Here is a 20,019-nt window from a genome sequence, read left to right as displayed (position 1 = left end):
TTAACTCCAGACCTTAAAGTAAGGTTTGCCTGACAACCCGAGATGTCGCCTCATTGACCATTGGGCATTTGGAATAAATCGTCATTGGCACCCATTCCTACGTAGATCTCATCAAATACCAACTCCCTTTCAAAGTCATCTCCTTTGAAATAAACTGCCGTGGGAACAAGGAGTCCGTTGTATTGCTTATACTTCTCTATGGTTTTCAACACACTTATGGGCGTGCCATCAAACTTCGATTCTATTTTCTCATAGTAGAGTCTGAAGTCTTTCTGATCGATATAAAATGTCCGTCGAAAAGAGGCCTCCTCCATGAGATAAGTATAATAAAGTATACCCTCCATATCCGAAAGCCCCAAAAAGGTTAGGTGATCCTTGACCGGATAAAGGGGGCTACCCCTCGAAAAACTGTTTTTTATGACGATCTCTTCCGCAGTACTCATCAGCTGAACTTCGTAGCGTGGCTTCCATGGTGCAATGATCCAGGATAGCTGGCCGTCAGTAGCCTCGGCAAAACGTTTGTTTTGATAAGTCCCCTCTAATCGGATTTTTCCAGGGTATTTATAAGTGAGTTTCATCGGATAGGAGTGATAATCCGCATCCACCCATTTGCCATCCACAATTACACTATTCATTTCCTTCCACAAGTCCTGACCGTGTGCCTTGAAATGCTTTCGCAAAATGTCCTTACCCTCCTGAGCCATTAAAGCCTGAGAAGTAAGTACCAGAATAACGATGAAAAACTGTCTGACCATTTTATTGATTCCTGATTAAAACAAAGGGCAGTCAATCTATGACTACCCTTATGAACGAAATGTTTTAGTAATTATTTAGAGTGACAGTGGTTCGGGGCTCTCAAAGGCACCCTTTGGCACTGACTTCAAAACTTTAATATTCGTGAGGTCTCTGTCTCCACGCTCGCCCGAAAGTAACAGCCCGTTATAATCTTGATAGTCTGTCCACGGCAACACAAAGTTGGGTTCTTCCTGGGTCGCCTCTTTATAATAGGCCCACTGCTCGATCAGTCGGGTGTCAAAGTCTACCCATACGTCATAGGCATTGTCCGGAGTAACTCCCACGTTCTTGAATGTGAGCCTCAACACATCTGCCCGATTGCCCTGTCGAGTAGTGTCTTCACCCACATAGGTGAGGGTCACACCGGAATCCTTCAATTTGAAAGGCATCACCAACCAATAGGAATCATTGATCCACATTTTTCGTCCCTGCTCCAGGTACTTGCTGACAGAGTCTTCCTGAGTATATTTCACCTGATCCTTCCATACGTTTCCGGTCATATCATTCATGTCCAGCGCAATCACCATTTTGCTGGAGGGGATATCAATACGTACTTTGTTATTGGCCTTGTCCCAAAGCAAAGTTCTCACTCCCAGGAAATTCCAGAAAATCACGTTGGTCTGATCCCACTTCTCCCGACCACCCATGGCGTTCATAATCTGATCAGCCATGACAATGGCATGAGGGGTAGACCCTTCAATGTCGAAACCCTCCGACGGAGGGTTATTATACACTACAATCTCTGTCGGCTCGCCACCAGCGTCATCGGCAAATCCTGTCTTATCCGCAGGTTTGCAGGATGCCATCATGGCCAATCCAATGATGGTGGCATGAAAAAGCCAACGTGATGGTTTTTTTTCTGAATTTCTCAACTCGTTCTGGTGCATGGGTTCAAATGAATGATTTATTGATGGTTTCCACATCTTTTGTTTCTTTAAATGGGTCATACTTCAAGCTAACAACTTTTTTGCCTTTAATAAAGCACAATGAGTCCTCTGTTTAGTTCTTCCTCCAAATTTCGGCTAGAATTACTCCATTCCGTCGGTTCCATCCTCAAAGTTCTGTTGCCTGAATCAAGTATTTGCCACGTTAATGGTAGTCTGTGATTGATCATCGAGAAGTGCGCCTATTCAATTATTGGTTTTTTGGGGGGTATCCTACGGTTCAAACTTCCGGCCATGGAAGTATCCAAAATGTCTTCAGGATGCTGGTTATAAATAATTTGATTCGATAATCAGCACAAGAGAGATGCCAGCCACCGCTGCACTAATGACCATTTTCCAATCTCTCCTGCTCACCCCGGCCATACTCACCAGCACAAAGCCGATAACAAGCAGCGAGGCTACGATAATCAATTGACCAACCTCCAAACCAATATTAAATGCAAAAAGTTGGGTGATGATGCTTTCATCCTTTCCCAACAGGGTTTTGAGATAGTTGGAAAAACCCAGGCCATGCACCAGCCCAAAGAAGCCCGCAAAAAAGTAATTTCGAATGCTTACATGTGTATTCTCTGTGCGAGAAAAAAGGTTGAACACTGCCGTAATGAAAATGGTGACCGGAATCAGAAATTCTATAAGATCCGGATCTACCTCCACGATGGAAAATGTGGCTAGCGCAAGTGTAATGGAGTGACCGAGCGTAAAGGATGTCACCAGAGTGAGCACACTCTTCCAATCCTCTGCCTGATAAAGCGCGCATAGGGCAATGACAAAAATGATGTGATCATATCCATTTTTATCTAAAATGTGCTGCAACCCTAAATCGTAATAAATCTGAAATTCTGACATATGAAATGCGAAAATATCGAACACGGCAGATTTCAACTGGTAACTGGTGGAAAATTTGATGAAAAGTCACAGTCCGCCACTTATTGAGTTAATTTGATGATTAGTATTCTGCTTTTAATTGACCGAACGCAAAAATGTATCTCATCCTTTGGCTCTTGCTCCACCCCTATCACGTCAGCGTTTGTGAAATAGTCATCGGTACGGAAGCACCGACCTTACAAATCACACATCGAATGTTCACGGAAGATTTGGAGCTCGCTTTAAGAAGGCATACGGAAGATCCATCCCTCCACGTGATCGAGGACTCATCGGTGGTGATGAGCGCATTGAAATCCTATTTTCAAAAGAATTTTTCTCTCTGGGTGAATGATGAGAACAAAGACTTTGTGTTTCTTCGATTCGAAATAGAAGATGATCTGACCTGGTGCTTTCTGGAGGTGACCGATGTACGTGACCTTAAGCTACTGCATGTGCAGAATAGTCTCCTTCTTGACCTGTTTGATGATCAAAAAAACCTCCTGCATGTCAAATCTGGTATGCTTAAAAAAAGCTACTTACTGGATAAGGAGACTGTTTCCGCTCAATTTGTTCTGGAGTAATCCTGTATTCTTATTTCTTCACCTAAAAAACTACCTCCTCCAATACCGCCCAGTCTTTGCCTGTATGTTTGAGCAAACAAACAGTACCACATTCCCAATTGGCTTCATAGGATCTTTGTCGATATTCTGGCCATGCCTCCTGAAAGGTTGCTTTTTTCAAATCCCTGAATGCAATGGTCATATGTGGGTGAAACGGCAGGTTTTTATAATCGGCGTTTTGAAGTTTCAGGTTCAACCGCATTTGCTTGACCACATTCTTTTTAAGGTTTTCAAGGGGAGCTGTTTTTTCAACATTGACATAAATCACTCGAGGTTCAAAACACCCAAATCCATCGTGCTTGATCCGAATAGAGGGAGTACCAGTCACAGCCTCCTGCAAACAATGAATGATTTGGTCTTCTCGATCCACCCTAAAGGTGAACGGCATGTGCAGAGTGATATGAGCCGGAGACTTCAATGCTGCTTTTGATCCATATTTGCTCTTCACCTCTTCCTTCATTTGCCACACCTCCGATTTGATGGGTTCCGGAGGAATCAATGCTACAAAGTAAAGGCGCTGGATTTTGGTCGTTGGTTCTCCCATTCATCAAAGGTTAGCAAGTCTCGTTAAACAAAAGTGCTTTATCTTCATCAATTGATAAAACCCTGCTCATTGATCAACAAAATTATCATTTCTGGTTTCTTTGTCCTTTTTCTGCTTGTATTCGCTTGCCGGCCCGAACCTGTGCGATCTCAAGCTGGGCAGTGGCACCTGGCCAATCTGACGAATTATACTTCATATCCAGAGCCAGGAAGTCCCGAGTGCCTTGAATACAATGGATGCCAATGGGCCGGGTATTTCGCTTTTGTAGATGGTCAACAGCCGGAAGATTGGGTGAAAAGCCACAATATCATCGCTATCCATTCCAAAGACGCTGAACGATACCGCTTGAAGACTTTTCTGCTGAGACAAGGAAAGCTGGAAATAGAAGCTACCGTGTACGATATGTGTGCAGACTCTGACTGCAACGGCTGCTGTACACAGAACAGCAGCCAAACCGGGTTTCTGATTGATATTGAAAAACACACCATGGAGCGGTTTGGTTCGGGAGCTGGTATCGTGGAGTGGCAGTGTCTCGATTGCGAATAAGAAAAGAAGGTGACGGGTCTGACCACTCAACAATTGAATTCTCCGAAAATGTAACTCTTTGAGAAGCGGGCAGCCAGAGCTGCCCTTTTTCCCAAAATCAACATTAAATTATGAACAATTTTTAGCGTACCATGTCCGGAGCAATCAGCAGATCGAATATCTGTTGACCATCGGAAACATGCACAAAAGCATACTAATTCTACTTTATGAGAACATTGTACTTCACCCTCGCAGCCATGGCTGTTTTTGCGTGCTCGCCAAAGTCTACCCCTTCTACGAGCAGCAGCAGCTACGAAACCACTTTAGCTACCTATAAAAAGTACGAAGGCTTTTTCGATTTTTACTGGGACGCCGACAAGGGAAAGGTCTTTTTAGAAGTGGAAAACCTGGGAGAGGAGTTTCTCTATGTCAACTATCTGGCGGCGGGGCTGGGTTCCAATGACATTGGGCTGGACCGAGGACAGGTAGGTGATAACCGAATCGTGAAGTTTGAGCGAAGTGGACCCAAAATATTACTCATCCAACCCAACTACGGCTATAGGGCCGTCAGCGAAAATAAGGAAGAAGTCCGCTCGGTCAATGAGGCCTTTGCACAGAGTGTCCTCTGGGGTTTCAAAGTGGAAAAAGAACAAAACGGGAAAGTATTGATTGACATCACGGACTTTCTCCTCGCAGATGCTCATGGTGTGAGCGAAACGCTTAAAAAGTCCAAAGAGGGCACTTACACCCTGGACGCCAGCAGGTCCGCACTTTATTTGGAAATGACCAAAAACTTCAAAGACAATTCGGAGTTCGAATCCACGATCACATTCAAGGGTACCCCAACAGGGAGCAACATCAGATCAGTAGCCCCAACTGCGGAATCCATCACCGTGAGAATGCATCACTCCTTTGTGCGCTTACCAGATGATGAGTATGTCCCTCGAAAATTTGACCCCAGAAGTGGTTACTATTCGTCCTCTTATCAGGATTATGCCACACCCATAGAGGAGCCATTGGTCAAACAGCTGATCTTCCGTCATCGGTTGGAAAAGAAAAACCCGGAAGCCGAAATGAGTGAAGCGGTGGAGCCTATCATTTATTATGTGGATAAGGGAGCCCCTGAACCCGTAAAGTCCGCTTTGATAGAAGGTGCCAGCTGGTGGAATCAGGCCTTTGAAAAAGCCGGATTCATTAACGCTTTTCAGGTTTATGTACTTCCTGACAGCATAGATCCTCTGGACATCAATTACAATGTGATTCAATGGGTACACAGATCTACCCGAGGCTGGTCCTATGGCTCATGGATCGCCGACCCCCGAACCGGAGAAATTCTGAAAGGGCATGTTTCATTGGGTTCATTGCGAATTCGTCAGGATTTTCTGATTGCCACTGGTCTGCTACAGCCGTACGAAGAAGGCAAGGAGCCCAGTGATGAAATGCTGGAGATGGCGCTAGCCCGACTCAGACAGCTGGCGGCTCACGAAGTGGGCCACACCCTGGGGCTTTATCACAATTTTGCGGCAAGCGCAGATGGTCGGGCTTCAGTCATGGATTACCCACACCCGAATATTCTATTGGGGGAAAATGGTGAGATAGATCTTTCTGATGCGTATGATACGGGCATTGGGGAGTGGGATGAATTTGCCATACGGTATGGATACTCTGTGTTCAAAGAAAATGAGGATTCCTATTTGCAAGACATCATTGATGAGTGGATCTCTGATGGCTATCACTTCATCATGGATTCGGATGCTCGTCCGAAAGGCGGTGCTCACGCCACGGCACACCTCTGGGACAATGGTGAAAATGCAGCCACTGAATTGGTGCGCCTCTCAGCAATAAGAGCAAAAGTACTTTCTACATTTTCGGAGAAAGCCATCAAAACCGGTCAGCCAATTTCTTCTCTGGAAGAGGTGTTGGTTCCGATGTACTTCCTACACAGGTATCAGATAGAAGCTGCCGCCAAGCTCGTTGGGGGTCAGCATTATACCTATAAAGCCAAAGGCGACGGCCTGCCACTGCCACAGAAGGTGGATGCTACCACTCAACAAGCTGCCATAGACGCTCTCGTCGGCACCCTTTCTCCTACTTTTCTGGGACTGCCGCCACATTTACTCGACCTATTAAGCCCCAAAGTCCCCGGGTATGGCAGAACCCGTGAAAGTTTCAAATCGAACACGGGCGTCACTTTCGATCCAGTAGCAGCAGCGGAGATGTCTGCAGAAATGACCCTGCAAATGCTCTTTCAACCTGAGCGCATTGAACGAATCACTCAGCAAAATCTTCAAAAAAGCACCTTTCCGGGCTGGAAAGAACTCATGAGCAGAGTCAATGATCAGACATGGAATGCCAATTACCCTGACGGGTTGGCCAAAGAAATCAAAATGGTAGTGGAAAAACGCGTGTTATACCACCTGATGAATCTGTCTGTTAGTTCCGCCACAGAGATGACCAAAGCCCTTGCCAACTTTGAACTCGAAAGACTCGTGAAAACGATATCCACCAAAATGAAGGCCACCAGTGATCCACTCATCAGTGCACACTATGCACACAGCATCCGCCTCTATCAGCAGTTTCTGGAAGAGCCAGGTGATTTCAAATTACCATCCACCTTGTCACCACCCGATGGTAGCCCTATAGGGATGGATTGTATGATGGAGTAACTTGATGATTGATCATCGAGTTCACCTAAAGTCCTATTAAATTGTTCTGAAGTGGTTTTATCCGCCCTGATGCTCCGGTTTCAGTAAATCATTTACTGATTTCACGGGGTTAAAGGTAATGGCCGGTACTTCCACAAAGACGGTATTCCAATCTGCCATGGAGCCGTTCCAAAGACCAGGGAGTTCCTGTGCTTTCAAGTCTTTCCCATCTTTGGATTTTTCGGTAATAAACCCGGTGTTCATGTCCCGGTGATCCAGCAGGTTATATTTTCGGCCTGTTTTGTCTTTCACACCACACACCACATCCACTGGGTTGAAATGGGTGGATTGGTTAAATATTTCTTTTTGTTTCTCATTGGTGAGATCGATCTGTGCGGTTTCTACCACCTGCAACGATACTGATCCATCTTCACCGGATACCCAGAAGGGACCGCCTCCGGTATCCCCTTCACTTTTCACCATACCACAGATGCGGAGGGGGCGGTCCAGTTTTTGAGCTAAAAAGTCACACTTTTGAGCGTCAGTCAGATTTCCAAAACTTTGACCTGGCCTATAGCCCAGGTGATTCTGCAATAAGCTCAATGCTTCCTCTATGCCTTCACCTTTGTCAAGGGTCTCCAGTGCAAGTTTGATTCGTTGCTGATAATCCAATAAGATCCCGGCAATTACTTTTTTATAGCGAATGGTTTCAGTTTTGATCTTGTCAGGAACCACATTGTCAATGTTTTTCAGAAAGATGACATCCGCATCAATGTCGTTCAGGTTTTCGAGCAACGCTCCGTGACCCGCCGGTCTGAATAGCAAGGAACCATCACTCTCGCGAAATGGCTCATTGGCCATGTCTACCGCTATGGTGTCAGTAGAGGGTTTTTGTATACTATAACTCACTTCAATCTTCACTCCAAAAAGTGATTCATAGCGCGTCTGGATTTCGGAAACATGCGCCGTGAACTTCTCCATATGGTCCGGCGAAACAGTAAAGTGAATTTTTACATTCCCATTCTTATCCTGAGCATATTGGGCACCTTCCACCATATGCTCTTCCACTGGAGTTCTTGGGCCCTCCGGGTACTGGTGAAATTTTAGTAGGCCTTTGGGAAGTCCTCCATAATTCATCCCGGGCTCATTGAGCAGTACGTCCAGGATTTGGGTGTATTCTCTTTTTAGTTGTGCCTCTTCCAGGCTCGTGCCCGTGGCTTTTTTATAAGCGGCTCTTAAGTCTTCATAAAAAGCAAACTGATCTAGCTTCTTGAAAAATGTGAAAACGGAACCCGAACCCTGGTCCGCAACCATCTTTTCATACTCAGCATCTGTGCCTTTATAGTCCGTCAGAAACGCAAATAGCGACTTGAACATTCGAGAGGCAGCACCGGAGGCGGGCACGAATTTGACAATTTCCAAACCCTCAAGGTTGTTCTCATAAAATGTAATCATGCTTTCCGCTTCCTCTGCAGTGAGCTGTTTCAGCCCATTTCCCTTCTGAATATTCTCGGATAAGTCTGAGGGAGGAAAACCAGATTTAAATTTTTCTATCTGAGCATTGATCCCCTCCTGGGTCAACTGATGATCTGAAATTTGCTTGAGGTCTGATGCGCTAAACATGAATCTTGTTTTTTATGATTAGTGGTGTGGTTACTCCTCCAGAATCCAAGAGGCTACCATTTATAAACTTGTCCTTTTCTCTTTCAATATTAGTGATTAATTTGAAGTGTAAAAACAATTCTATGAATTCAGATTTGACCAATATTTCTCCCACATTTTACGGGATCAGCATGGTGCCAAAAAACAAATGGCGGGAATACGGCTTTGCTTTACTAACCATTGCGGGTTCCGATGGAATTGTTTCTGACCCAGAACTGGAGTGGCTTACCTTGGATATGGCCAAGGAGGTAGGGGTAGATGAGGAAATTGTTGCGGACTGGGAAGAGTTCGATTTTGAAGCTGCAGAACTCGATGAAATCTTTTCTTCTTTCAATTCTTCTGCATTGGCAGGATTCAGTAAACTTCTGATTTATGATGCCATTCGTATGAGCTCAGCAGATGGAGACTATGCTCTGGAGGAAAAAGAACAGGTTTATGATGCGGCCAGAATTCTAAGGGTTCCTCAGGAAGTAGTCATCGCCATAGAGGCGCTGGTGGATTTAGAACAAGCCGCCAACAAACTCCGCCTTACGATCCTTTAGCCATAGATCTCGTTCAAAATGCCAGCAAGCCTAATGCCCGCTTGCAAAAGTCTTTTGTTCAATAATTCCAGGTTTTCATAGTCATACTGATAGCTGATCTTTTTGCTTTCAGGAAGATCATAGATCTGTGGCCGGTAGCTCACGGACTCTGCTGCCCAATCCAATATTCCCGCAGACTGCCATGCGCTGATTTCTTCTGCGGAAGCGTGATCCAACCATTCTACATATTCGGTATAGCTATAGTCCTGTCCGTCTATAATGCCACTATCCCATACTCTGTGGAGATTGGAGGATGACCAGAAATACTCCAGCTTTACGTCATTGCCTCCTTTGTCTTCCCCATTGCCCACGTGAAGTGGCTGATGAATGTCTCCGATCAGATGAACCAGACATTTCAAAGCAAACGCCTCATCCTCATCTGTGAATTGCTTGGCTTTCAACTCAGCAATGAGGCGATTCAAGGTTTGAATAATATCTCCTTCCTCAGGAGTGCCGGCCTCATCATAAGTCATTCCGTCAGGAATAGTGGCATAGTGCCACGGAGACATGTGATCATACGCATCGTTTGATTTGATAAAATCCATGTGGTTGCTCACCTCCGCCAAAGTCTCAGTCTTCAGGATTTTCTCTATGTTCTTCCTGGCTTTTTTGGAGAGGTGCTTTTCTGCAATGAGACCAACTATTCTGTGTCCCGTTTTGCCCCACGGAAGTGCTTGAAAAGAAAATGAAATGAGTAGGAGTAGGAGTATGGTCTTTTTCATGACTCGAATATAATTGATCTCGGTGTTTTGCAGGAAGGTGCGGGATGAAGGAATTGTAAAAAAAAGGCGCCGTGCATCTCTACACCAGCGCCTTTTACCAACCTAACCTAAAAAAGGATTACTCTATGAACGAGTAATTCCGCAATTATTGTACGCAACTAGAACATGTATACTCTCTTAAAAACAAAATGTTTCAATTTTTTCTGGAAATAATGTAATTTATTCAGTGAATACGAATCATTCCGGTTCCTTCGTTGTAAAAAACACTTCATCCTCTTTTTGGTTTCTGCCTCTTGGAGATGGTTGGAGATTATTCAACTATTTTTGCGGTCTAATAAAGCATTGTGGAAGCCAAGGAGATTTTAAATTTTTATACCCGTAGTGAACTGATCAAGAGTATCTCTGAAGCGGTCAGTACTCAAAAAACGATTCGACTAAAAGGAATGGCCGGAAGCTACGATGCCCTCGTTGGTGCAGCTACTTCGTCCATCAATCAGAAAACCAATATTTACATCCTCCATGATAAAGAGGAAGCCGCCTATTTCATCAACGATCTGAGAAATTTTATTGCAGAGGATCACCTACTCCTATTTCCCAGTTCCTATAAAAAGCCCTATCAGTTTGAAGAAACGGAGAATGCGAACATTCTCCAAAGGGCCGAAGTACTGAATCGAATTAATTCCAATAAAAATAAAGGACTACAGATAGTCACCTATCCTGATGCCCTTTATGAAAAGGTGATCAATAAGCGATCACTTTTAGAAAATACCTTCAAAGCATCCGTTGGAGAAAAAGTAGATGTGGAATTTCTGACGGAACTCCTTTCGAGCTACGATTTTGAACGAAGCGACTTTGTATATGAAGCTGGTCAATTCTCTGTTCGTGGGGGTATTATTGATGTCTTTTCCTTTGCCCACGACTACCCCTATCGCCTGGAGCTTTTCGGAGATGAAATAGAAAGTATCCGGGAGTTTGACCCGGAAAGCCAGCTATCGACCCACAGCCTGAAGGAGGTCACGCTGATCCCCAACGTACAAACCAAATTGCTAAAAGAAGAGCGACAACCATTTTTCGACTTCATTCCAAAGGATTCAATCATCTGGATGAAGGACTACCGGGAAACCCTTGATCTGGTGGAAAAGGGATTCAACAAAGCCGTCGAATCATTTCAGGGAATCATGAAATCCGGAGGTTATACCCAGGTGGTTTTCAGCCCGGAGGATCTCTTTGATTCGGAAAAGACTTTCAGCAAACTGTTGGACAATTATAATCGGGTAGAATTCGGCCATCGTTTCTACCTGAAACCCGATAGGGAATTTGACCTTGGAATAAAGCCACAGCCCCACTTTCACAAAAACTTTAACCTGCTGGCCGAGGATCTTTTTTCTTTTCAGCTCAAAAATTATGAAAAGGTCATCACTGCAGAATCACCCAAGCAACTAGAACGGCTGGAAACCATTTTTCTTGAAATTAACAGTGACCTGACGTTTAATGGTGTGGGGGCCTCATTGAAAGAGGGCTTTATTGATGATCACCATGAGTTTGTCTGCTATACAGATCATCAAATCTTTGATCGTTTCCATCAGTATCGGGCGAAGGAAAAGTTTTCTAAAAGCAAATCCCTTACACTCAGAGAGTTGAAGACTCTTCAGGCCGGAGACTATGTGGTCCACATCGACTATGGGGTCGGCCGGTTTGCGGGCCTGGATACTGTGGATGTAGGTGGAAATAAGCAGGAAGTCTTACGACTGGTCTACAGAGATGATGACTTGCTTTATGTGAGTATTCACTCTCTTCACAAAATCTCCAAATACTCCAGCAAAGACAGTACGGCCCCTTCCATTAACAAACTGGGCACTCAGGACTGGGAAAACAAGAAAAAGAAAGTCAAAAAGAAGGTCAAGGATATCGCCAAGGACCTCATTGAACTTTATGCCAAACGAAAAGCCGCTCCCGGGTTTGCTTATCCTGGCGATGATTACCTACAAGCAGAATTAGAATCCTCGTTTTTATACCAGGACACCCCTGATCAGGCCCTTTCCACGGCAGATGTGAAAAAAGACATGGAGCAAAACCACCCCATGGACCGTCTGGTTTGTGGGGACGTTGGGTTCGGAAAAACGGAGATTGCTGTTCGGGCCGCCTTCAAGGCTGTCAATTCCGGAAAACAAGTGGCCGTGCTGGTGCCAACCACCATCCTTGCCATGCAGCACTATCATACCTTTTCCGGTCGGTTGGAAGATTTCCCTGTGACGGTGGATTATATCAATCGATTCAAGAGTACCAAAGAAATCAATGACATCAAGAAAAAACTGAAAGCAGGTCAAATTGATATTCTGATTGGAACCCATCGGATCGTGAATAAAGACATGGACTTCAAAGATCTGGGGCTTATGATTATTGACGAAGAGCAGAAGTTTGGGGTGAAAGTGAAGGAGCGACTAAAAGAGATGCGCGTGAATGTGGATGCACTTACCCTGACAGCCACACCTATTCCCAGAACCCTTCACTTTTCACTGATGGGTGCGCGAGATCTTTCCATTATCTCCACTCCCCCACCCAACAGACGACCTGTTACTACTGAAATCCATGAATTTGATGAAGAAATCATTCGTGATGCGGTGAGTCACGAGCTGCGCAGGGGCGGGCAGGTGTTTCTGGTACACAACCGGGTAAGTGACATTGAACACATTGGCAACATCGTATATCGCCTGGTACCTGAAGCCCGCATTGGGATCGCCCATGGCCAAATGGACGGTAAGCAGCTCGAAAAGGTCATGCTTAAATTCATCAATGCAGAGTATGATGTGCTGGTTTCCACCAATATCATCGAATCGGGATTGGATATCCCCAATGCGAATACCATTATCATCAACCGTGCCCACATGTTCGGCTTATCGGATCTTCATCAGATGCGTGGGCGGGTGGGCCGCTCTAATACGAAAGCTTATTGTTTTTTGCTCACCCCTCCTACCTCCACGCTTTCATCCGATGCGAGAAAGCGCCTGACCACTTTGGAAGAATTTTCAGAATTAGGAGATGGCTTCAAAGTGGCCATGCGGGATCTGGATATCCGAGGGGCAGGAAACCTTCTTGGCAGTGAGCAAAGTGGATTTATCAATGACATGGGGTTTGAGGTTTATCACAAAATACTTGATGAAGCCGTGGCGGAACTGAAGGAAACAGACTTCAAGAGCCTTTTTGAAAATGAACCCGACAGAAAGAAACTACAAGCGATCAAAGAGGACTGCATCATTGAAACCGATTTGGAAATCTTGATTCCAGACCAGTACGTTTCCAACATATCAGAAAGGTTGAATCTCTATTCCAGAGTGGACAGTATTCGGAGCGAAGAGGAGCTTACAGAATTCGTGACCAGCCTGAAAGACAGGTTTGGCCCACTCCCGGAGCAAGTCAAAAACCTCATTACCTCCATTGAGGTACGCTGGAACGCCATTGGTCTCGGTTTTGAGAAAGTCACCGTAAAGAATGAAACCATGAAGTGTGTGGTTTCTGAAAACAAGGACGAATCCTACTTCCAATCAGACCTTTTTGGCCATGTGCTGAGCTTCATCCAGTCCCAACCGCGCAGGTGCAGCATGAAGGATCATAAGAAAAAACTCATCATCAGCATCAAGGATGTGACGGACATAAACGAGGCACTTCAGGTCCTTAATCACATGAAATCTCCTGTGATCGCCTAAATAATGCTGTGTTTTATACAATAAATCCTTAATTTTCCTATTAAATGACTACTATAGGTGTGAAAGATTGTCAATAAAGGGTATTTTTGAAATATTTGTATTTATTACTATTTTGAAGCGTTTCAATTAAAGTAAACAGGTTATGAAAAAGTTTGTGAGTGTTGTTGCTGGCTCAGGTTCTGTGTTAGCAATGGCTATAGTCCTGAGCTCCTGTGGTTCAGGAACCCCCACGAGTACCAATCCCGGGGCTATTAGTAAGACTACAGGATTGGAGTTTAACGAAGAAGGGGGATTTCAGGTCAATGATTTCAGTGGACAGCCAGAAGGACCAAACCTTATTTTTATAGAAGGTGGTAGAACTGTCCTCGGAACCTTCGAGGAAGATGTTCTCAATACCAATGATCATGTGGAAAGAGCCGTTACGGTTGCTTCATTCTATATGGATGAAACTGAGGTGGCGAACATCAACTGGTTGGAGTACGAATTTTACATCAAGCAGGACTCTGACGAGTACTATTGGAAAAACAACCTTCCAGACACTACTGTCTGGGCAAAGGATCTTGCTTACAATGATCCTTATGTGGATCACTATTACAGATACCCAGGTTTCAGGTATTTCCCCGTAGTGGGCGTAAACTGGAGACAGGCTGTGAACTACTGCAAATGGAGAACAACTGTGGTGAACGTATCACTTGCCGAAAGAGCCGGACTCTATGATGATCTTGGTGGAGGTGGCGGAGACGCTGCATTCGCAGGAGCTGAAGGTGAGCCTGCTGCTGCCGGAGCTTTCCCGAGAATTCCTCTGGAATCAGGTGTGGTACTTCCAAACTATCGCCTCCCTACTGAAGCAGAATGGGAATATGCTGCCCAAGCACTCATCGGTACCCAGTGGTTGGATGAAAACCAGACACACAGAAGACTTTATCCTTGGGATGGTCATGCGCTTAGAAATCCATACGGAAAAAGCATGGGTTACTTTCTGGCCAACTTTAAAAGAGGAAAAGGTGATTATGCAGGTATAGCCGGAAAGCTAAACGACGGAGCAATGATTCCTACCTATGTATATGATTATCCTCCAAATGATTTTGGTCTTTACAACATGGCAGGAAACGTAAACGAATGGGTACAGGATGTTTACAGACCGCTATCTTACCAGGACATGGAAGACATGAACCCTGTGAGAAGAGACGGAACATTGGATGCTGAGTCTGGTTATGATGGGGCTTACAATTTCATAGGAAACGAAACCACTTACACTGAGGAAGAGTGGTTAAGCAAAACCGGATTGCAGAAATCATACAATTCTGACAACCCTCCAATGAAGAGACTAAGAGTATATAAAGGTGGATCCTGGGCTGATGTGGCCTACTGGATGTCACCAGGAACACGTCGCTTCTTGTTTGAGGATTCAGCTACCTCTACCATTGGGTTTAGGTGTGCGATGATTCGGGCAGGAACGAATTACTAAGATTATAACCTGTTTTTAATATATAAAGCCGGCCAAATTTGGTCGGCTTTTTTATTTCCCAGCGGCTATGGTAGCGATATAGATCCCAGCTGCTCCGCCTTCCGACAAGGCTACAACCAATTCCCCCAGTGTAGCCCCTGTGGTGAGTACATCATCCACTACCAGCAGATTCTTGCCTTGTAATTCTGCTGAATTCGTCACTCGGTATATTTCATTCACATTTTGCCATCGCTCCACTTTGGATTTGCGCGTCTGACTCATCGTGCTTTTCTTTCGCTCCACCAGGTCCGTTCTTACCGGGATTTCCATACTGCTGGATAAACCTTCCGCAAAGCAATCTGCCTGATTATATCCTCGTTTTCTCAGCTTTGATTTATGTATGGGTACTGGAATGATCATGTCCACTGGCCAATTCGACTTGATCAAATCATATCCATACCACTCTCCCAACATGATGCCCACCTCCTGCTGTCCTCTGTATTTCAGTTCGTGCACAAGTTTCTGTGCCACACCTCCTTTATTGAAATGCAAATAGGCCACCACACCCAATACCTTGGGCTCATAAACAAACTTTGATTTCAAGGGGTTAGCATTTTGCAAGTGATAATCCGTTTTAGGAAGAGAAAGTCTGCATTTGATACAAATGTGTTCTTCCTGATAAACTAATATTGTACTACAGTTAATACATATTCTTGGAAAAATTAGACTTACAAAGTCCTGGAGGTATTCTTTTATAATCCCAACAACATTCATATCACAATATAAGATTTTCGTACAATGGTTTACCAAAAAGATCTGGAGGTTGAAAAAAAATGGAATGCACTCCTCAATACGCTGGAGAAAAATATGGGCAAGCGACCCAAGGATCTCAATGCAGTTTTGTTTTTGATCGGGGTGCAGGAACTAGGTATGGGGGCCAAGACCTATGAAAAAGAGGAAAAGCAAGACCTAATGCACATTGCCATTTGTAAATTGTTATCGTTTTCCGGGTTTTACGAACTAGAGGGGATAGATGCCCAAGGCTGGCCACATTGGAATTTACTCAAGCCTTTACCTCATTTCGACCTGCTGGAGCAAGAAAAATTACTTAAAATGCATGCTTTAGAGTATTTTAATGAAGAGCTTGGACTTAGCCTATGATCACCAAGGTAGAAATTTCGTACTATTGATATGTCTGTAGACCTTCTTAAGAATAATTTAGACAGATTTAAGCGGAAGTATTTTGTGAACAAGATCCTCAAGGGTTCGCTTGTCTCTGGCGTGCTTTTCGGGTCTATCCTTTTGATTATCAGTTTATTAGAGGGGTATTTTTGGTTTAGTGAAACCATCCGCCTCATGCTGTTTTCCCTTTTTGTTCTCTTAATCGGCTACTGTCTTCTGTTTCAGGTTCTTGCACCATTACTTTCACTGGTAAGGCTCCGAAAAGGAATAAGTGATCACCAGGCCGCGCACGAGATTGGAAGGTACTTCCCCGAAATCCAGGATAAACTCGTCAACTACCTCCAGCTCTCAGAGCTTTCCAATTCAGAATCCTCACTACTTGCCGCCGCCCTTCATCAAAAAACCAACGAACTCACTATTTTCTCCTTCAAGGAGGCCATCAACTTCAGAGTCAACCTGAAGTACTTCTACTACTTATCTGCTGTCGCTGTTTTTATTCTGCTCGTGTCGTTTATTAATCCCAACCTCTTCATTGACAGCACTACACGCATTATACATTTCAATCAGCCCTATGAGAAGCCGGCGCCATTCACCTTTCATGTGTTGAGTGATTTGGTTGGTTTCCAAAATGACAATTACGAACTAAAAGTAGCCCTTAAGGGCAATAGCTTACCCGAAGAGGTCTATCTGGTGGAAAATGGGCGCAGGTTTAGAATGTCTGCAAACGGTGAAGAGCTAAAGTTCAATTTTCCTGCTCTTTCGAAGGATAAGCAATTCAGACTAGAGGCCGCAGGGTACTTTTCTCCCCGGTATGAAATAAAAGTATATCCACGGCCGGAAATACGCGACTTGAACATTCAAATCAAGTATCCTAAATACACCGGCCTCAGTGATCAAAAAACCTCCAATGTTGGTAGCCTCATCGTGCCAGAGGGCAGTCAATTGCACTTTACTTTGAAATCATCAGATGCTGATAAGGTATTCTTCATTACTGAAAGTGACTCCACCAGCATGACATCCACTGGCGATCAGACGTATGCGCTTAGCCGCACTGCGCTGAATTCTTTCAATTATGAACTGGCCCTCAGGAATAACCACGCTCGAAATAAATCAAAAATTGCATACGAAATAGCCGTCACCAAAGACCAGGCTCCTGAAATTGAAGCCAATTTCTTTCCCGACACTGTAACCTACCAATCCCTGCTGATCACCGGTAGCATCATGGATGACTATGGTTTCAACCAACTCAATTTGCATTACAAACGTGCAAATGCTGACTCCTATCGCAGAATTCCGATATCCTATGACCGATCATTGAATAGTCAGCAGTTTATTTACCAGTGGAATTTTGACAGTTTACAGCTGGAGGATAGAGAGTATTTAACAGTCTATGTGAGTGTTGGTGACAATGATGCCATTAATGGGACCAAATTTGGTTATTCGGCACGTTTCACCTTGAGAATGCCCAGCAATGAGGAGATCAAGTCACTGATCGAAAGTAAAAGTGAGAATTCGCAAAATGAGCTGGAGAAGTCCCTTCAGAACTCAGAAGCATTGAATAAACAGCTCAAGGAACTGGAATCACGACTGAAAAACAAAAAAGAGATCGGCTGGCAGGATCAAAAAATGCTCGAACAGTTGATCCGGGACAAAAAGAAGCTGGAAAAAGACATTGAAGAGCTCAAACTCAAACATCAACAGCTTCTTGAAAGTCAGAAGGAATTTGGCAAACAAAGTAAGAAACTCCAGGAAAAGTCTGAGCAGCTGCAGAACCTTATCAACGAGGTGCTTGATGAAGAAACCAAGAAGCTCTACGATGAGCTTCAGAAACTCCTGAAAGAGGAAAGCAATTCAGAAGAAGTTCTTAAGCAATTGTCCAAAATTCAAAACAAAGAGCAAAACCTGGAAAAAGAGCTTGAAAGGGCCCTCGAGCTCTTTAAGCGAATGAAACTTGAAACTCAGCTGGAGCAGGCTGCGCAGGAACTCAAGGAACTGGGTGAAAAGCAGGAAAAGCTTGGTGAGAAAACGCAAAGCAAACCCTCAGACGAAAACGCAGAAAGTCTCAATGAGCAAGAGGAGATCAATAAAGCATTTGAGGAAATCCAGAAAGACCTGGAAGAAGCCGAGGAACTCAATGAGGAACTCAAAAGCCCTGAGCCTCTGGATGACCTCAATAAGGATCGGGAAGAGATCTCTGAAAAGCTGGATGAAATCAAGGATCAACTGAGTCCTGATGAACCATCAGAGTCTGAAGAAGAAAATGAACAAGGCGAGCGTCCGGAAAATGAGCAGAACAATAAGGAGAGGATGAACAGCACCGGACAAAAAATGAAGAATGCCGGGCAAAAGATGAAGGCCGCCGCTCAAAAGCTGGAAGATATGCAAGCTGGGGCCGAAATGGTCATGATGCAGGAGAACCTGGACAACCTACGGGACATTCTGGACAACCTGATCAAACTCTCTTTCGAACAGGAACGAATTCTCAAAGATATTCAGGAAGTGGAGCAAGTAGATCCCCGATTCATTGAACTCTCTCAGGAACAACTAAAGCTGATGGCCAATATTGAAGTCATTGAAGACAGTCTGCTTTCGTTGGCCAGCAGGGTCGCGCAAATCAGTAATTTCGTGACACGGGAGGTGAGCGAAATCAATCGAAACCTGGAAACAGCCATGTTTGAGCTTCGCGAAAGAAATAAGGGCAAGGCGACCAGCAATCAACAGTATGCCATGACTTCCATGAACAACCTTGCCCTCCTACTCGACGATGTACTCAGCCAGATGCAGATGTCAATGGCTGAAGCCATGGGAAAACCTCAAAGCAAGGGCCAGCAAAAGCAGTCCATGCCCAGCATGTCCGAAATGCAAAAACAGCTCAGCGAGCAAATTCAACAATTAAAACAAAGCGGGAAATCCGGAAGACAACTATCTGAAGAACTGGCACGACTTGCTGCCGAACAGGAGCAATTGAGGCAAGCCATGGAAGAAATGCAGAAAAACCTCGCCGGTCAACCAGGTAAAGAAGGAGAAGACGGGAAAGATGGAATCGGGAACAAATTGAAAGAAGCCATTCAAAAAATGGAAGAAAACGAAACCGATCTGGTTAATAAAAGAATTACCCAACAATTGATCAATCGACAGCAGGATATCATCACTCGCATGCTCGAAGCAGAGGAGTCCATGAGAGAGCAGCAAAAGTCTCCTGAAAGAGAGGGTGAAACCGCATCTGATATTACACGTAATATCCCTCCTGCCGTAGAAGAGTATTTAAAAGCTCGCAGACAAGAAATAGATTTGTTAAAAACAATTCCTTTAGATTTAAATCCTTTTTATAAAAAGGAAGTAAACGATTACTTTAGACGTTTAAGTGGACAACAGCACGAATGAACAGCATACAGATACAAATTCCATCCTTATCTGAGAACATAAGGATCGTGGAAAGCTTTATTGACAATGCCAAGGAGAAGTTCTCCCTGAACGACGACATCTACGGCAATATTATGATCGCCGTAACGGAATCCGTGAATAATGCCATTGTCCATGGCAACAGGAAAGACTCCAGAAAGAACGTCACATTGCAACTCAAAGTGGACGACAACATACTCAACTTCACCATTACCGATGAAGGCGAAGGGTTCAACTTTAACCAATTGCCAGACCCAACCTCTCCTGAGAATCTGGACAAACCTGGGGGCAGAGGCATTTTCCTCATGAAGCATCTTTGTGACGAAGTGAGCTTTCAGGATGAAGGAAGGGCCGTTATCCTCACCTTCTACCTCAACTGACC

16 protein-coding genes are annotated in these 20,019 nt (G+C 44.5%); 9 read left to right on the top strand and 7 right to left on the bottom strand.

Translation table 11 applies throughout. The features are described 5' to 3' along the window. Window positions 1-50: 50 nt before the first annotated feature. The 3 genes from GV030_RS11675 to GV030_RS11665 all read right to left on the bottom strand — a co-directional run bounded on the left by GV030_RS11675 (window position 51) and on the right by GV030_RS11665 (window position 2,585). Complete coding sequence (locus tag GV030_RS11675; RefSeq protein ID WP_159582489.1) at window positions 51-755, bottom strand: hypothetical protein; 705 nt, start codon at window positions 753-755, stop codon at window positions 51-53. A gap of 75 nt (window positions 756-830) precedes the next feature. After that, the gene (locus tag GV030_RS11670; protein WP_255465347.1) at window positions 831-1,718 is read right to left on the bottom strand and encodes a hypothetical protein; all 888 of its coding nucleotides are present in this window, start codon (window positions 1,716-1,718) and stop codon (window positions 831-833) included. Window positions 1,719-2,006: 288 nt separating this feature from the next. Further along, entirely contained in the window at window positions 2,007-2,585 is a 579-nt protein-coding gene (locus GV030_RS11665; protein ID WP_159582488.1) for a HupE/UreJ family protein, read from the bottom strand. 134 nt (window positions 2,586-2,719) lie between these two features. On the opposite strand from GV030_RS11665, the gene GV030_RS11660 reads away from it, so the two are divergent. Then, window positions 2,720-3,184: a DUF6702 family protein gene (locus tag GV030_RS11660; RefSeq protein WP_159582487.1), complete on the top strand. Its 465-nt coding sequence runs from the start codon at window positions 2,720-2,722 to the stop codon at window positions 3,182-3,184. Window positions 3,185-3,206: 22 nt separating this feature from the next. Here the strand turns inward: GV030_RS11660 and GV030_RS11655 are convergent, their stop codons facing one another. Continuing rightward, window positions 3,207-3,767 carry a 2'-5' RNA ligase family protein gene (locus GV030_RS11655; protein ID WP_159582486.1) on the bottom strand — a complete coding sequence of 187 codons (561 nt, stop codon included), beginning with the start codon at window positions 3,765-3,767 and terminating at the stop codon, window positions 3,207-3,209. A gap of 69 nt (window positions 3,768-3,836) precedes the next feature. On the opposite strand from GV030_RS11655, the gene GV030_RS11650 reads away from it, so the two are divergent. Both GV030_RS11650 and GV030_RS11645 read left to right on the top strand, forming a co-directional pair. Then, complete coding sequence (locus GV030_RS11650; RefSeq protein ID WP_159582485.1) at window positions 3,837-4,313, top strand: hypothetical protein; 477 nt, start codon at window positions 3,837-3,839, stop codon at window positions 4,311-4,313. A 206-nt stretch (window positions 4,314-4,519) separates the two neighbouring features. Next, a complete protein-coding gene (locus GV030_RS11645; RefSeq protein ID WP_159582484.1) occupies window positions 4,520-6,958 on the top strand; it encodes a zinc-dependent metalloprotease in 2,439 nt (812 codons plus the stop codon). Window positions 6,959-7,015: 57 nt separating this feature from the next. Here GV030_RS11645 and GV030_RS11640 read toward each other — a convergent pair whose 3' ends face one another. Further along, window positions 7,016-8,560 carry a DUF4301 family protein gene (locus tag GV030_RS11640; RefSeq protein WP_159582483.1) on the bottom strand — a complete coding sequence of 515 codons (1,545 nt, stop codon included), beginning with the start codon at window positions 8,558-8,560 and terminating at the stop codon, window positions 7,016-7,018. 122 nt (window positions 8,561-8,682) lie between these two features. Here GV030_RS11640 and GV030_RS11635 point away from each other — a divergent pair, with 122 nt between their 5' ends. Next, window positions 8,683-9,141, top strand: a complete 459-nt coding sequence (locus GV030_RS11635) for a hypothetical protein (RefSeq protein WP_159582482.1) — start codon at window positions 8,683-8,685, stop codon at window positions 9,139-9,141. Here the strand turns inward: GV030_RS11635 and GV030_RS11630 are convergent. Continuing rightward, window positions 9,138-9,902: a S1/P1 nuclease gene (locus GV030_RS11630; RefSeq protein ID WP_159582481.1), complete on the bottom strand. Its 765-nt coding sequence runs from the start codon at window positions 9,900-9,902 to the stop codon at window positions 9,138-9,140. The genes GV030_RS11635 and GV030_RS11630 overlap by 4 nt on opposite strands. Window positions 9,903-10,246: 344 nt before the next feature. On the opposite strand from GV030_RS11630, the gene mfd reads away from it, so the two are divergent. Next, window positions 10,247-13,606, top strand: coding sequence for a transcription-repair coupling factor (gene mfd / locus GV030_RS11625; RefSeq protein ID WP_255465345.1), 3,360 nt, complete (start codon window positions 10,247-10,249; stop codon window positions 13,604-13,606). Window positions 13,607-13,748: 142 nt separating this feature from the next. Beyond that, a complete protein-coding gene (gene gldJ / locus GV030_RS11620) occupies window positions 13,749-15,074 on the top strand; it encodes a gliding motility lipoprotein GldJ (RefSeq protein ID WP_159582480.1) in 1,326 nt (441 codons plus the stop codon). 51 nt (window positions 15,075-15,125) lie between these two features. Here gldJ and GV030_RS11615 read toward each other — a convergent pair whose 3' ends face one another. After that, complete coding sequence (locus GV030_RS11615) at window positions 15,126-15,656, bottom strand: ComF family protein (protein ID WP_159582479.1); 531 nt, start codon at window positions 15,654-15,656, stop codon at window positions 15,126-15,128. A gap of 195 nt (window positions 15,657-15,851) precedes the next feature. Here GV030_RS11615 and GV030_RS11610 point away from each other — a divergent pair, with 195 nt between their 5' ends. From GV030_RS11610 to GV030_RS11600, 3 genes are read left to right on the top strand one after another with little or no spacing between them, the layout of a single operon-like run. Then, window positions 15,852-16,214 carry a hypothetical protein gene (locus GV030_RS11610; protein ID WP_159582478.1) on the top strand — a complete coding sequence of 121 codons (363 nt, stop codon included), beginning with the start codon at window positions 15,852-15,854 and terminating at the stop codon, window positions 16,212-16,214. Between the two features lie 30 nt (window positions 16,215-16,244). Beyond that, complete coding sequence (locus tag GV030_RS11605) at window positions 16,245-19,619, top strand: DUF4175 family protein (protein WP_159582477.1); 3,375 nt, start codon at window positions 16,245-16,247, stop codon at window positions 19,617-19,619. Continuing rightward, window positions 19,616-20,017: an ATP-binding protein gene (locus GV030_RS11600; protein WP_159582476.1), complete on the top strand. Its 402-nt coding sequence runs from the start codon at window positions 19,616-19,618 to the stop codon at window positions 20,015-20,017. The genes GV030_RS11605 and GV030_RS11600 overlap by 4 nt, the downstream gene beginning before the upstream one ends. Window positions 20,018-20,019 lie beyond the last annotated feature (2 nt).

Origin of the sequence: Marinoscillum sp. 108 (assembly GCF_902506655.1) — a bacterium.
GTDB classification, from domain to species: Bacteria; Bacteroidota; Bacteroidia; order Cytophagales; family Cyclobacteriaceae; genus Marinoscillum; species Marinoscillum luteum.
This window is presented reverse-complemented; position numbering and strand designations above follow the sequence as displayed.